The following is a 14,948-nucleotide window of genomic DNA, read 5'->3' on the forward strand; positions in this document are numbered from 1 at the left end:
GGCATTATTCAGTCAATAGCGCGTCACGTGCTGTTTCGATACGTTCGAGACGCTGATCAAGTGAAGCAGCTGCTACAAGCGCCTCCACGTCAAGTGTTGGCGTCAGCATTACTGTTTTATAATAATCGTAAAACGCTGTGCTGATAACTGCAATATCAGTGTCGTTGATTTCTCCGGCTGTCAACCATGCTGCAACCTCATCTTGATAATCTGAAACGATCTCATTGTACCCGGCAATTTCATCTTCGACAGCATATCTACTATCAAGAAAGGCATCATAGAGCTTTGTGAGGTTTCGACTGTAAATCAAGTACTCCGAATAAGTCAGTCCTTCATCCATTGCTGCCTCAATTTCTTCAATATAAGCTAAGAGATCCTCATCTGCATCTGTTGGGTATATTCCCTGAACTTCACCATAAACCGAACCATTTAAAACGTCTTCAATTGATTTAATTTGTTCCGTTAAAGCGGCAACGGCATCCTCATCTACCACTTCCAAATCACTAAATACCGACACGGCTTGCTGAAGTGTTCTAAAGGCATCTGTCAAAGCTGTCAGAGACACACTTTCACCCTGGGCAACCTGATCAATGGCATCTTCCAGTAAATCAATTGCATCCTCTGCATCATTAATTGCATCAGAAAGCGCATTGAGTTCTTCTGTATAATCACTGTCTTCAAAAGCATCATAAGTATCATTAGCCGTTTCAATAAGCGTTTCCGTTTTATCAATCAGTGCTTCTGCATCTAGTTGATACAATCCATTGTCCCAATAGCCGTCAACTTGTTTTGCCAATCCAAAAGGTAATATTTCTCGTTTGGAAAGACCATAAGGCAGGACTTCCTTTTTAAACAAACCATAAGGTAACCCACTGTAAATCACATCGTCATCATCTTGGTCTTCATCGTCATCCAAAATAGTATTTTCATGAATTTTGAGTTCCAGTTTTTCATTTACTTTTATTTCATTCTGAAGCTGCGTCTTCCACGTACTACCATTCACTTTGGCTGCACTGTTGCCATTGCCATTGGCATTCCCGTTCCCGGCAAAAGTCGGTGCAGCGAGCGATACTATAATGCCCATTACCAATGTTGTTTTTAATATTTTTTTCATCGTTGCCTCCCTTGATCATATTTTACTTTGATTAATCAAGGCAATTGCATCATATCCTCAAGTTGCTCCTTCACGACAATTTGGTAAATTCCCATCTCACGAAGGATGTGCCCACTATGGCAAAAGGATTAAAATTTGAATGATGCAATCGCTTCAATTGTTTTGACACCATGTTATACGGAAATACTTATTATTTTCGGTGACAAAAAATAAAAAAATCCCAAATATAAATAATTATTTGGAATCTTTCAAATAGATCGTACTGATCTAAATAGCACCTCTACTTTTGAAGCGCTTCAAGTATACTGATCCGAAGTGATGGTATCAGTGTCTCCGGCAATTTATCTAAAATACGATCCTCCGTAAAAAAGTGCCCTACTAGATTACCATTAAGCCGTTTCATTGACATTAAATGCTCAAAGTACAACTTTCCATCAAGATTAATGCGCTCATTTTGCCATGATGTTTGCATCGCCGGCGTCACATGTGCTGAGACGGCAACATGTTCACAATAGGGAATTTTACGCAGCATCAATGCCCGATGCGGCATAATCCCGTTTTCCTTTTGAAGCACTTTGCCCATCTCGAGGTTCTGACGGACAACTGCTTCGTAATTTGCTTCATAATCAGAACGTGACAGCGTTCCGTAAACACGGCATGCCAACGGTCTCGCCTCATAGATCTCACAACGCCCTTCTTCATTTAAAAAAGGGCATTTCTGTGGAATAGCCAATTCAAAAAGTGTGAATTTCAACAAGCGTCCCCGAATACCATCCGGCAGAGAAGCTAAGTCCTCATACATTGGATAATAACGATTGAGGACATAGAGGAATTCAATATATGTTGTATCAACGGATTCGGAGCAGCAGGCCTTACAGCCAATACAGCCACTGCATTGCGGAACTTGCGCATATATTTTTTCCAGTTGCTCAAACAGCCCATTCTCACGCGCATAGACAATCGCTTTCTGATGTTCCATCAAACCTCCTAAAAGATGCGATGGCGTGACAGTCTAAGCACAACAAAAAGTTGCGGCGCCAAATAGAGTCCCCATACCATCATTAAAAAATAACGCGCAAAAATAAATGGTGCCGTGTATGGCAGAATCAGCTTCAAACCAACCTGTATGCCAATAATGCCTGCGATGCCAATCATATATTTGAACAATTGCTGATCCCCGCTTCCGCGCACATCAAAATTCACAAAATTCTCTTCAAGCGCATAACCAATGACAAAACCTGAGAGCATCGCAACCGTTTTTAAATAAGCAATATCCCGATACAAAAACAGTGAGGCCAATGCCAGTATCAACGTGATAAAAAGCGGCATATAATGTCCCATTTGTTCGATATTTCGATTAATGACAATAGCAATCTGTCCAATTATAATTGCCAGTATTATACCGCCAAGGATATCCTTAGGCCAGTGCACACCTAAGTAAAGTCTCGATATGCCAACGGCAAGTGTTAACAGAATACCTAAGACATATACCCATCGACGCTTGGCTTCATGTCCAATGAGCCACATAAAAGTTGCAATCGTCTGCGTGTGCCCACTGGGAAAAGCAGCACCATTTGCCGTTTCAATCCGTAAACTTCGAATCCCTTCAACACCAATAGGCCTCGGAATATTCAATACGGTCTTAATCAGGCCGTTTACCCAAACGGATAAGGAAAGTCCAAGTAAAAGCCTTCTGGCAAGCTGCTTGTCAATACACCAATACAGCAGTGTCAGAATAAAAATGTAAATTGTATCTTCTCCCAGCATAGTAACCCATTCAAATACTCTATCTAGTTGAGGTGTTGCAAAGCTTTGCAGCCACTTGATCATTTCAATTTCTATCTGCATGTCTACTCCTTTGATGATTATTTCGCGATCATACAGTTGTCTCTGCGTGATGTAAATGATAGACTGTTTTAAAGACACCTAACATGTATTATACCATTCGTTAAATGGTTTCTATTTGAAAGGACACTCTATGAAACGCTTACTTATGTATTATACCAAACAATCTCGAATTAAGAAAATATCCGACGCGATCTTTCTCGTCGCCATTGCAATGTCTCTCTATACATTTATTATGATTAGGATGGGGACCGCTAATTTGCCGCCCAATGTCTGCCCTGTCGAGAAGCACCACGCAGAAATATATTTTTCGATTGCACTGCTCATTCTATCTGTAATCCTTTCATTCTTTGAACCCAAACAAAAGGAGACCGTCGATAAGCCGTAGCTTTGCAGATCGCTGAATCTTTACATCATAATAATGAACGAATCTGATATACACACGTTTTAAAACCGGCGCACACCTATTGTGTCGCCGGTTTTTATTTTAATCAAAAGATTCATTATTTACCATCAAGCAAGTTGCCAAGGCCTCCCAATAAATCCAGCGCGCTGCCTTCACCTGTGCTTTTGCCGCCATGCGCTCTCGCATTAGAGAGAATTCGATCTGCCATTCTGCTAAAAGGCAGTGATTGGAGCCAAACGTGACCTGGACCTCGAAGTGTTGCAAGGAATAAACCTTCACCGCCAAATACGGCGCTTTTAATTCCCTTCACCATTTCAATATTGTAATCGACGCGATCCGTAAGCGCCACAAGACAGCCTGTGTCTATTTTTATCACTTCGCCTGGTGCAAGTTCACGCTGGATAATGGTTCCACCGGCATTTAAGAAAGCCAATCCATCACCTTCAAGCTTTTCCATAATAAAGCCTTCACCACCAAAGAAACCCACGCCAATGCGTTTTTGAAAAGCAATATCCATAGAAATTCCCTTTGCTGAACATAGGAAAGCATCTTTCTGACATACCAATCGACCATTATAGTCCATTAAATCAATGGGAATAATTTTACCAGGGTACGGCGCTGCAAAAGCGACGCGCTGTTTGCCGCTGCCCTCATTCGTAAACTGCGTCATAAAAAGACTTTCTCCTGTAATTATGCGTTTGCCCGCACCCATGAGTTTTCCCATTAGACCGTCACTGCGCTCAACGCCATCACCAAAAATCGCGTCCATCGTAATCGGCGCATCCATGTACATCATCGCGCCCGCTTCTGCAATAACACTCTCTTTTGGATCAAGCTCGATCTCAACAAATTGAAGATCGTCACCAAATAATTTATAATCGACTTCATGTGCTCTCATATGTTTTCCCCTTATCATCTTTTTTTAGAATCCATGCGACCCAAACCGCCGCTTTTTACTTTCACTAAATCCATTGTATCGAACATGCATTATCAACACATTTTGAAATGCTTAAATTTTAGTTAAAATGCTCACAGATAATCCGTTCATTTGTCAGAATAACCTTTTAATTCTTAAACTGCCATGCATCCGTATGTTCGAAAATTTTCAACAGCTCACCATCGAGCTTGCCTTCTTTTACCATGTTGCCCAAAATCATAAAGGCACGTTCTGGCGGCATCCCCTTTTTGTAAGGTCTGTCTGTTGCCGTCAGTGCATCGTAAATATCAATAATGGTCAGCATTCTGACTTCTGTCGAAATTTCATCGCCTTTCAGTCCTCTGGAATAGCCTGAGCCATCAAGGAATTCGTGGTGATTAACTGCCCAGCACGGCACTTCTTTAAGATCTTTTGGAAATGTCATTTTTGAAAGCATTTTTTCAGTCGTCACAACATGGTTTTCCATAATGGTACGCTCTTCATGCGTTAGCGTTCCGCGCTGAATTCTGAGAAATTCATATGCTTTATCCGTTAAGAGCGATTCTTCAACGCCAATAAAGTGGCGCATATAAATCTCATCAATATCGCGCAAAAGTGTCTCATCGACAAAAGTACTCGGTTCATTGACCTTTTGGACAATTTCCCGCGCGTGTTTGATAAATGCCAAATCCATTTCCCAAAGTTCTCGTGCTGTCGCCTGTACAGTGTCCGGTTCAATCAGCGCCTGATAATAGCGTTCATTAATTTTCGCTTCAATGAGCTCGATTTGCTTTGAAACAATGTCAAATTCCGATGCCAGCCTCGTCGGTTTGTTCATGACGTTTTCCGGGACCGTTACCTTGCCAATATCATGCACCCATGCTGCCATAACGAGTCTTTTAATGTGCTCTTCATCAAAAAAAGTACCTGCATAAGGCCCTTCCTGCCAAGTATTAATCGCTTTGGCAAATCGTTCTACAAAGACGGCCACATTACGAGAGTGATTGGCATTATATGGCGTTCTTTCCTCGACGGCAGTCACCAGCACTTTGACAAAAGAATCGAATAGACCGCGAATATTCTCAACATACTGCATGTTTTCAAGAGCGACCCCCGCTTGCGAAGAAAGTGCAAGGCATATTTTCTCGATTTCTTTATTAAACGGAACGAGTTCTCCCTCTTCAATGGCATTGATTAGCTGAACAACACCAATCACTTCATCTGAGCGATTAATCAGCGGCACGGCCATCATCGACTTTGTAACATAACCTGTTTCTTTATCAAAATTTTTAGGTCCGGAAAAATCAAAGAGATTGGTATGATAGACATCGGGGATGTTGACAGCAGTCTGATGAATTGCCGCATAGGCTGAAATATTGGCTTCATCCATAACAATAGGAGCAAAGCCAATACTTTCACCGCCGCCTCCCAAAAAGACATTCATTGAAACATTCTGCATAATTTTATGACATAATTGGCCTTCCGTTAAAATATACAGGGTTCCACCATCTGCATTGGCAATTTTACGCATCTCGGTCAAAATGAGTTCCAGCAGACGATTGTAGTCTTTCTCTGCTGTTAATGCCATGCCCACTTTAATAAGCTTTTCATAGTAGTCATTTATCTTCGTGTTGACCATAGTGTTATCCTTTCAATGCGCCTCAAAGATGAGCTCAGAATCCTCTGCTGCAAAGAAAATGCCCTCATGATCCTTAGAGATCAGCGTTATCAACGCATCGTTCGTGCGATCTTTGCGGTACGGCAAATAATGTGTGATATAAGTTGCCTTAACATTGGCTGCTTTTGCCAGCTTAATGCATTCGTTAATCGTTGAGTGTCCCCAGCCGACTTTTCGACTGCCTTCATTGCCGTAGTACTCATCATCGGTCATCGCGGCATCCATTACCATGACGTCAACGTCTTCAACAAATGCTTTTATGTGTTCAAAATCACTTTCGTAAGTCTGAAATTCGGGACTGAGCTCAATATCAGTCAAAAGACAAATACTAACACCTTTAAAATCGAAACGGTAACCGACAGCGCCGCCGGGATGCATGATCGGTACATGCTTCACCTCAATATCGCCAATCATAAAAGCACCCTGCATAGGAACTTCTTCAATCACCATACGATTGGCAACAGACTGCCAGCCAATTGGGCAAAAGGGTGGATTAAACAATAACTTCATCGCATCAGTGAGCGAATAATTTTCCGGCTTAAATCCTTTAACATACAACTGATGAGGATGGGTATAAAGTGTCGAAAAGAAAGGCAGTCCAATAATATGATCCCAGTGATAATGCGTCAGCAATAGATGAATCCGCTTCGACTCAAAGATATCGTCAACCTTTGTAATACCAGTCCCAGCATCAATGAAAACAACATCGTTTGCTGTTTCGATTTGTACGCAGCTCGTATTGCCGCCATACTTATTAATGGTTGCATTGGATAAATTGTATGAACCTCTTACGCCTAAAAATTTTACTTTAATTTGATTTGGTGTCATCTGAACGTATCCCCTCCACTTCGTAGATTGGTATCATTGTCTCCTTACCCTTCACCTTGATCTCACCAAGCGGTTTGACATCAACACGCTCTTTAACGAGATCATAGGTCGTCTGACTAATTAGTATTTGCCCTGGCTTAGCATTTGATTCAAGACGCGCAGATGTATTGACAGTATCTCCGATGGCAGTATAATCCATTCGGCGTTTTGATCCAATATTGCCGACAACCGCATAGCCGGTATTGACACCGATGCCAAAATCGACTGTTTTGCCAAAGCGCTCCAGCAGCCCTTCTTTTAAAAGTGCAGCCCCTTGTTTCATATCCCAAGCAGTTTTGACCGCATAAAAAGCGTGATCTTCAAGCTCCAGCGGCGCGTTGTAGATTGCCATAGTCGCATCACCAATGAATTTATCCAGCGTGCCTTTATTCGTAAAAATGGACTGTTCGCATAGATCCAGATAGCTGTTGAGAATTTCAACGATCTCTTCCGGCTCACATCGTTCTGAAAGCGGTGTAAATCCTCTAATATCAACGAAAAGCACTGAAATAAACCGTCTTTCACCACCGAGGTTGATGCTGTCAGAATCCTCTAAAATCTTATTGACAACCTGAGGTGCAACATAGCGTCCAAAGAGCGATCGAATGCGTCGTTTCTCGTTCAATTGCTCCAAATAGTGGTAGGCCAAAGCCGTTACATACAGAATACCCATTGTTAAGAGCGGATAAAAGAGTTCAAGCACATACCCCTGCTCGTAGACTTTTTTACCGATGAACAAGTAACCCACGGCGATAAGTATGAGAATGCTAAGCCCTTTAAGCGGCGAAAAACGTTCTGAAATAAAAAATGTCAGTATTGCCAATACGAGAATTGTCACGAGGTTAAACACTTCCGGCGCTTGTGTCTTTAAGCTGTCATCAAAGAGATTTTGCAGAATATTCGCGTGAATTTCAACCCCGAACATTGGCTGTTCCTGAACGACGGGCGTGATGTACTCGTCTAGGAGGCCGTTGGCGTATGGCCCAATTAAAACAATTTTGTCCTCAAAATAACTTGGCGGTATCATTTCATTATAAACAAGTGCATAGGGAATATTATCATATTGCCTTGGCATCCCCTTGTAATCAATAAAATAGGATTTGCCTTCCTCGGCATACTTCGTCAAGCTGTCTTCGAAGGTACTTCGCTCTGCATCTGAAATATCTGCATTTTCTGTATAAGTCTTAAAGAGCTGATAGGCAAAACTTGGCAAATAGTTGTAACTGGCATCATCAATGACAAACTGGGGTGCAAAGAGCGTCGTCTTTCGAATGACACGGTCTCCGTCCGGATACGTATTAATATGCCCTTCGACAGCGCCTGTCAACAGCTCTGGAAACTGCCTGACAAGCGTATCACTTCCCTGTTTGTAACCATTGATCTTTGGTGTATACTTGACTTGTTCAGCCATAACGACGTTGCCGGCAGCTTCAATGGATGTCGTTAAAATCTCATCTGATGCTGCATTCGAATAGGAATCAAACAAGAGGTCGATGCCAATCGCTGCGGGATTGCCCTGCGATATGATGTCAATGAGTTCACCGTGATATGATCGGTCAAACGGCCATTGTCCCAGCATATTGATTGATGTATCATCAATAGCAACGATGACAATGCGGTCATCTGTTTCATTCTCACCTTGAAAATAGCTGTCATACAGCTGGTTTTCATAATTGTCGAACAAACCTTTGGCATCGGAAATCATCACAAAGGCAGCGACGATGAGAATAATGATCCACTTTTTTTTCATAAGTGCCTCCACACATTATTTTTCTGCAATGATATTGCCGTCGCTGTCAACAATCTGTCCTATTCCCTCTATCATTGGCTGATCTACCATTTTGAAGATTGCGACATTGTCGAAAATGATATTCGACGTGTCATCAATCTTGAATAATCCGTTTTGTCCTTCATACATCATATAACTGTTATCCCTTATTGTAACATTTTCAAAGTGGACATCCTGTGTAGCAGCAAATTGAAGAACCTGCTCACCATTTCGCAAAAGACCTGTATTGGCAATGGTGATATTTGATGCATGATCTAGCTTGATGGCACTCGCTTGACAATCGCTGATAAGACTATTGGTTACATGAACATCTTCAGTATTTTCAAGGTTGATGCCGCGATAACCGCAGCCATATAAGATCATATTGTCAAAGTGCAAATCGTGTCCATCCTTTACGGCAATCACGTCGCCAACGCAATAGGCATAAATATGCCCCACCCGCAGATTATCGAAATAGATATCAGAAACAGATTGCAGTTTAATCACTTCCATATAGGCATCTGTCACAAGATCTGCCTGTATGCCGCCCTCTGCAATAATTGTCAGTCCCGACAAATCCTTAATGATTAAGGTGCCATCTTCACATGAAACATACGGATTTTCAAAGTTGTCATATGGAATCTGATAAAGCCCTGCTTTTAAAACGACTTCGGTATCGGGGGCAATTGCCTCAATGAGTGAAATGCCGTCAGATACTTCAACACGATTCGTTCGAACAGGTTTAGCAGCGGTCGCCTTGCGCTCAATGGCTTTAAAATCAGCCTGTTGTTGAGTCGCTTCATGAATCATCTCAGCATCTGCAGCATAGCCCAGATCATTTAAATACTGGTTGAGCGCCTCAGTGTATTTGCCGTTTGCCGAATCAAGGTATACAACTATCTTTTTGAATATTGCTGTATACTTTGATTTAGGATATTTTTCGATATATTGATGGTAAGTATTATAAAAGTCCGGTTGAATATAGCCTCCAGCATAATACTTCGTGCCATCCATTTCGAAGGACAATGGCACTGCAAGGGTCTCGAAAAAGTAATCGGCATAGTAAGCGGCATCATCAAATGCCGGCTCATTTGGATACGATGCAGCGGCCGTTTCAAAGAGATACATTGCATCGGCAATAACTTCAGGCTGCTGAATAAGATAGCCTTCAGAGTAGACTGGGAATATGCTATACTGTTGCTTTTTAAACGCTATAAATGTCTTAATTTCATCAGATGTCATCGGCATATTCCGATCGAGATATGTCGCCATTGTCTCAAAATACGGATAGCCTTCAGCAATATAAATACCAAGTCCATTGCTTGACAATAAACGGGAAACAGCTGCCGCTTCAGCACTGTTTTGATCTGAAGGTGCCGTTAAGACGAGATCACCGGTCTCATCATCATAATGATAATATTCAAAAATAGACGTGATTGGATCATCCGATTCGCCAATGATGAGATCCACACCAAAATTGCCCATCATCCATTCATAAAAATCGGTAAAGCGCTCGACTAATTCAAAATCATTTTCTGCATGCTCAGCGAATAGATTGAGCATTACTTTCGCACGTGAAACACTTCGAATATCATTTGAATCGAGCATGGCGATGTATTCCTCATAAGCACTGTAAAGGGATGAATCATCATGTTCTGATTGCCACAGCCAAGCTTTTTTCGTGCCGTCTTCTACATAAAACGCCATTTCATCACCGCGATAAAAAGCTTTCAGTGTCTCTGACGGGTTAACATAGTGCGAAATATAATTGCTGTCAGGAGCCGAAGCTGTCTTAACGAGCCGCTGTGTAACGACTGTATCATTGTCACCGAGAATCACTTCAACGACACCATCAGTCGCACCAAAACGAAAAGTTTGAACTTTAGAAAAAAGATTGACAGATCGATCCTCTGTTTTTGCCTCATAACGGACTTCAATATCGCCGTTTTCTTCAATTGCCATTATCGTCGCCGTAATATCCATAAACCCATATTGTGAATCAAGACGTTCTGTATCCCATGTATTGCCTACGGCCAACGGCTTTTTCAATAAAACGGTTTCTATGCCTTCCTTGTAATAATATGAAACGCTGTCCGCAGATACTTTTAACTGATAAAGTGATGACAGATCGCCGCTTTCGCCGTCTGACATATCCTCTTGATTGCTTTCCACGAGATAAAGACGATAGGTTTCAGGCGACTTGATGTCATCAATGCGTTCAACCGTATCTGTTCGATAGTATTCGCCCGCACCCTCGTAGTGCAGTGTTTCCTGTGCTGTGTAATCAAACATTGCATAAAAATCGACATCCATAAGCTGCGCTGAACCCGTGTCACTTAAATCCGGTGTCTCTTGAACAGGCTGAGTTTGACATCCTGTTGCAAATCCCATCGCGATAATGATGGCAGAAAACACCATCATTTTTATGTATGTCATCATTGTTTTTTTATTTTTGTACTGTTGCATTTATCACCTCATACTGATACGACTTGATTCTATTATACCCTAATAATGATATGACACAAGCCATTGAATCAGCTCGTTTTCACTTCGTAATACGATCTTAATAAAAATGTTAAAAGCACCTGCTTAAATATCGCTTTTAATACCTTTCAGCGTTATTCAAACAAGTGCTTAAGTGAAGCTTATCCTAATAATGACTTTGTTGAAATGATGTTTACACCCGTATTGAGAATATTCTCAATAATAATTTCACCTGATTTCACAGGTGGTGTTACCTCGACATTTCTAATCACCATCATTGCATCCGAAATTTTGTTTTTCGGAAGCGGTGCATCAGAATTGACCGGTAATCTTTCACACGTGTGGCTGTTGACACGAACACTCGTCGGTATCATACACGGTTGATCTGAACGACACTGGCTTATGTAATCATACCCTCTGCTGCAACGACTGCCATACACGTTTTTAATCTTACCGCCCGGACCGTCGAGTTCGATAGAAATCTTACAGTGAGTTGCGCATAGCGTGCACACGATTTCGTTCACATGAATACTTTTCATATTGACTCACCTCTTTATCAAATGACGACTTTATCGTTACGCCTATTGATATAGATATCCAAAAAGTCCCTTTTTAAAACAGCCTTATTCTTTTTCTCAATACGATTTTTAACAGTGTTCAGATGCTAGACAAATGCGTCTGCAATTGCTCAATCACAGCTGCCGACATTGGCGCCACATCTGCTAAAGGGCATGGCATACTGAGCTTTTCCCATTTCGCCATCCCCATCTTATGAAATGGCAGCAGTTCAATGCGCTCTCTACTGCTAGATGCCGTTAATTTTGCCAATTGTTCAATTTGTACCTTACTGTCTGTAATCCCAGGAATAATCACTTGCCTAATCCAATAATGAATTGCATCGCGTTTCAAAACATCTAAAAATGCCAAAACTTGTTCTAATTGTCCGCCTGTAAGCTGGTAAAAAGCTTCGGCATTCGTATGTTTGATATCCAACAGTATTAAATCTGCCAAGTGAACGGCTTCATCGACAGCCTGTGACCAAACGGCACCTGAAGTATCAATGACCATATGGATTCCTTCTCCTTTGAGGCGATGCATCAGCGACACCAAAGCCGTCGCCTGTCTCAACGGCTCGCCGCCTGAAAACGTAACACCGCCGCTGTCTTTAAAATAGGGTTTCATTCTTAAAATACGACGGAAGAGTTCATCTTCCGTCATCATTTTACCAGCCTCATAAGACCATGTATCCGGATTATGACAATAACCACAGCGCAGCGGACAGCCCTGTAAAAACACAACAGTTCGAATACCCGGCCCATCCAGAGCACCTAACGTTTCTATACTGTGAACACTTAGTGACATCATTACCTCTTTTAATCAGTTTGATCCGCACATGCGGTTTGTACCTATTGGTCTAGTCAAACCACTTCCATCTGAAAATACATATGCTTTAATAATCTACAATCTACTGCATGGATCGTGCATCTGACGATACAGGATAAATACTTCAATTAAATCCAATTTTATAGCTGTTCATGATACGTTCTTTGTATCACTTCTTCCTGCTGTCTTCGGCTCAATTGGTTAAAATTAACGGCATAGCCTGATACGCGAATCGTTAGATTTGGATACTTATCCGGGTTTTCCATGGCATCTACCAATTTCTCACGATTGAGCACATTGACATTTAAATGGTGTGCCTGCTGTCCAAAATAACCATCCATAATATTGACGAGATTACCCGACTGTGTATCAATGGCAGTTCCCAGCGTATGCGGTGTTATTGAAAAAGTGCAGGAAATGCCGTCTCTACAGCTGTCAAATGATAATTTCGCTACTGAATTAAGGGATGCAAGCGCCCCGTTTTTATCTCTGCCATGCATTGGGTTGGCACCTGGTGCAAAAGGCATGCCCTTTCTTCTACCGTCAGGTGTATTATCCGTTTTGATTCCATAAACCACATTGGAAGTAATTGTCAGAATTGAAACCGTATGCTCTGCCTGACGGTATGTTTCATGTTTCTTCAACTTTTCAATAAAGCTGTCTGTCAGTGCTACAGCGATTGAATCCACTTCGTCCAGATCATTGCCGTATTTAGGGAAATCTCCGGTCACCTCATAATCGGTGATATAACCCTGTGCATTTTTTATCGGTCTTACAGAAGCGTATTTAATTGATGATAATGAGTCCGCCAGAACTGAAAGCCCAGCAATTCCAAATGCCATGTACCGGTGTACTTCTGTATCGTGGAGTGCCATCTGTGTTTTTTCATAGGCGTACTTGTCATGCATAAAATGGATAATGTTCATCGTATTAACATACTTATCGCAAAGCCATTCCAGATAAGTGTCGAGACGTTCCCAGACTTTATCAAAATCAAGCACTTCGTCATCCATCACTTGCATCGCCGGACCAATCTGCATTGCAGTCATTGTATCATAACCGCCATTGAGGGCAATGGAGAAGGTTTTTGGTAAATTACTTCGAGCACCAAAAAATTGCATGTCCTTGCCGATTTTCATTGCGGAAACACAGCAGGCAATGCCGTAATCGTCACCATAGAGCGGACGCATTAAATCGTCATTCTCATATTGTATTGCATCGGTGAGAATTGAAAGTTCCGCACAGTATTTTTTAAATCCCTCCGGCAGGTCATTTGACCAGAGCACTGTCATATTCGGTTCTGGTGCAGGTCCTAAATTGGTCAGTGTGTGTAAAAATCGAAAACTCGTCTTGGTTACAAGTGTCTTACCATCAAGCCCCATACCGCCAATCGCCTCTGTCACCCATAGCGGATCACCTGCGAAGAGCTCATTGTAATCCGGTGTACGCAGTTGACGCGCCATCCTGAGCTTAATGACGAAATCATCAATAATTTCCTGAATTGCCTTCTCATCATATCGTCCTGCTGCTAGATCGCGTTCTGCATAAATATCAATAAATGTACTGACGCGGCCCAGAGACATTGCCGCACCATTTTGTTCTTTTATCCCTGCCAAATAGCCATAATAAGTCCATTGAACAGCTTCGACCGTATCAATTGCCGGTCTGCCGATATCGTGGCCATATTCAGCAGCCATCGCCTTAAGTTTTTTCAGAAAATCAATCTGCTTGTAAAGCTCTTCCGAAAGTTGAATCGTGTGCTGAAGCATCGGCCCGTTAGCAATACGATTTTTATCCTCGTGTTTGGATTCAATGAGGTAATCAATGCCATAAAGTGCGATTCGCCTATAATCGCCAATAACGCGGCCTCGACCATAGGCATCCGGCAGTCCTGTGATCACACCAGCTTTTCGCATCGCCCTGATTTCATCAGAATAGACTCTAAAAACCCCTTCATTATGAGTTGTCTTATATTTAAAATGTTCTTCAACTGTATCAGACAGCTGATAGCCATAGGCTTCACATGCCTGTCTGGCCATTCTAATGCCGCCAAAAGGGTTAACACCTCGTTTCAGTGGCTGATCTGTCTGTAAGCCAACAATAATTTCATCATGACCTTCAATCATCCCTTTGGGGTAGCTAAGCAAAGAACTAACACGTTCTGTATCAATGTCGAGTACCCCGCCGCGCTTTGCTTCTTCCTTCTTCAAAGTATTGAAATAGGCCATCAATTTATCTGTGCGCGCTGTTGACGCCTCGAGAAATGATTGATCGCCTATATAAGGTGTGCGATTAATCGCAATAAAGTTTTGTACATCAATGGTTTCACACCAATTTCCTTTAACAAATCCAGTCCAAGCCATCTTCTTTTCCTCCTAATCACTCTATCATTGATTAGGTGTGCCGGATGCATTCATCACTATATGCCAATCAGATTTGTGCTATTGTGTTTCGCGGTTGAAACATCCTCAAAACACTTCATATTTC

The 14,948-nt window shown here is 41.9% G+C and carries 12 protein-coding genes; 1 reads left to right on the plus strand and 11 read right to left on the minus strand.

The window, feature by feature from the left end; translation table 11 throughout:
• Positions 1-4: 4 nt before the first annotated feature.
• The 3 genes from KHM83_RS08120 to KHM83_RS08130 all read right to left on the minus strand — a co-directional run bounded on the left by KHM83_RS08120 (position 5) and on the right by KHM83_RS08130 (position 2,962).
• Entirely contained in the window at positions 5-1,114 is a 1,110-nt protein-coding gene (locus tag KHM83_RS08120) for a hypothetical protein (protein WP_213236501.1), read from the minus strand.
• A gap of 280 nt (positions 1,115-1,394) precedes the next feature.
• Positions 1,395-2,093 (minus strand): YkgJ family cysteine cluster protein, encoded by a 699-nt coding sequence (locus KHM83_RS08125; RefSeq protein ID WP_213236502.1) that lies wholly within the window; start codon positions 2,091-2,093, stop codon positions 1,395-1,397.
• Between the two features lie 8 nt (positions 2,094-2,101).
• Positions 2,102-2,962 (minus strand): phosphatase PAP2 family protein, encoded by an 861-nt coding sequence (locus KHM83_RS08130; protein WP_213236503.1) that lies wholly within the window; start codon positions 2,960-2,962, stop codon positions 2,102-2,104.
• A 130-nt stretch (positions 2,963-3,092) separates the two neighbouring features.
• Between KHM83_RS08130 and KHM83_RS08135 the strand changes: the two genes are divergently transcribed.
• Entirely contained in the window at positions 3,093-3,347 is a 255-nt protein-coding gene (locus KHM83_RS08135; protein WP_213236504.1) for a hypothetical protein, read from the plus strand.
• A 115-nt stretch (positions 3,348-3,462) separates the two neighbouring features.
• Here KHM83_RS08135 and KHM83_RS08140 read toward each other — a convergent pair whose 3' ends face one another.
• From KHM83_RS08140 to pflB, 8 genes are all read right to left on the minus strand, one after another.
• Positions 3,463-4,263, minus strand: coding sequence for a TIGR00266 family protein (locus KHM83_RS08140; protein WP_213236505.1), 801 nt, complete (start codon positions 4,261-4,263; stop codon positions 3,463-3,465).
• Positions 4,264-4,429: 166 nt separating this feature from the next.
• The gene (locus KHM83_RS08145) at positions 4,430-5,920 is read right to left on the minus strand and encodes an HD family phosphohydrolase (RefSeq protein WP_213236506.1); all 1,491 of its coding nucleotides are present in this window, start codon (positions 5,918-5,920) and stop codon (positions 4,430-4,432) included.
• A 12-nt stretch (positions 5,921-5,932) separates the two neighbouring features.
• Positions 5,933-6,787: an MBL fold metallo-hydrolase gene (locus KHM83_RS08150; RefSeq protein ID WP_213236507.1), complete on the minus strand. Its 855-nt coding sequence runs from the start codon at positions 6,785-6,787 to the stop codon at positions 5,933-5,935.
• Positions 6,768-8,576: a CHASE2 domain-containing protein gene (locus KHM83_RS08155; RefSeq protein WP_213236508.1), complete on the minus strand. Its 1,809-nt coding sequence runs from the start codon at positions 8,574-8,576 to the stop codon at positions 6,768-6,770. The genes KHM83_RS08150 and KHM83_RS08155 overlap by 20 nt, the downstream gene beginning before the upstream one ends.
• 15 nt (positions 8,577-8,591) lie before the next feature.
• Positions 8,592-11,060 carry a right-handed parallel beta-helix repeat-containing protein gene (locus KHM83_RS08160; RefSeq protein ID WP_213236509.1) on the minus strand — a complete coding sequence of 823 codons (2,469 nt, stop codon included), beginning with the start codon at positions 11,058-11,060 and terminating at the stop codon, positions 8,592-8,594.
• A gap of 179 nt (positions 11,061-11,239) precedes the next feature.
• Complete coding sequence (locus KHM83_RS08165) at positions 11,240-11,617, minus strand: DUF1667 domain-containing protein (RefSeq protein WP_213236510.1); 378 nt, start codon at positions 11,615-11,617, stop codon at positions 11,240-11,242.
• Between the two features lie 118 nt (positions 11,618-11,735).
• Positions 11,736-12,440, minus strand: a complete 705-nt coding sequence (gene pflA / locus KHM83_RS08170) for a pyruvate formate-lyase-activating protein (RefSeq protein ID WP_213236511.1) — start codon at positions 12,438-12,440, stop codon at positions 11,736-11,738.
• A 161-nt stretch (positions 12,441-12,601) separates the two neighbouring features.
• Positions 12,602-14,824, minus strand: coding sequence for a formate C-acetyltransferase (gene pflB / locus KHM83_RS08175; protein WP_213236512.1), 2,223 nt, complete (start codon positions 14,822-14,824; stop codon positions 12,602-12,604).
• Between the last annotated feature and the right edge of the window lie 124 nt (positions 14,825-14,948).

Source organism: Fusibacter paucivorans (genome assembly GCF_018390735.1).
GTDB classification, from domain to species: Bacteria; Bacillota; Clostridia; order Peptostreptococcales; family Acidaminobacteraceae; genus Fusibacter; species Fusibacter paucivorans.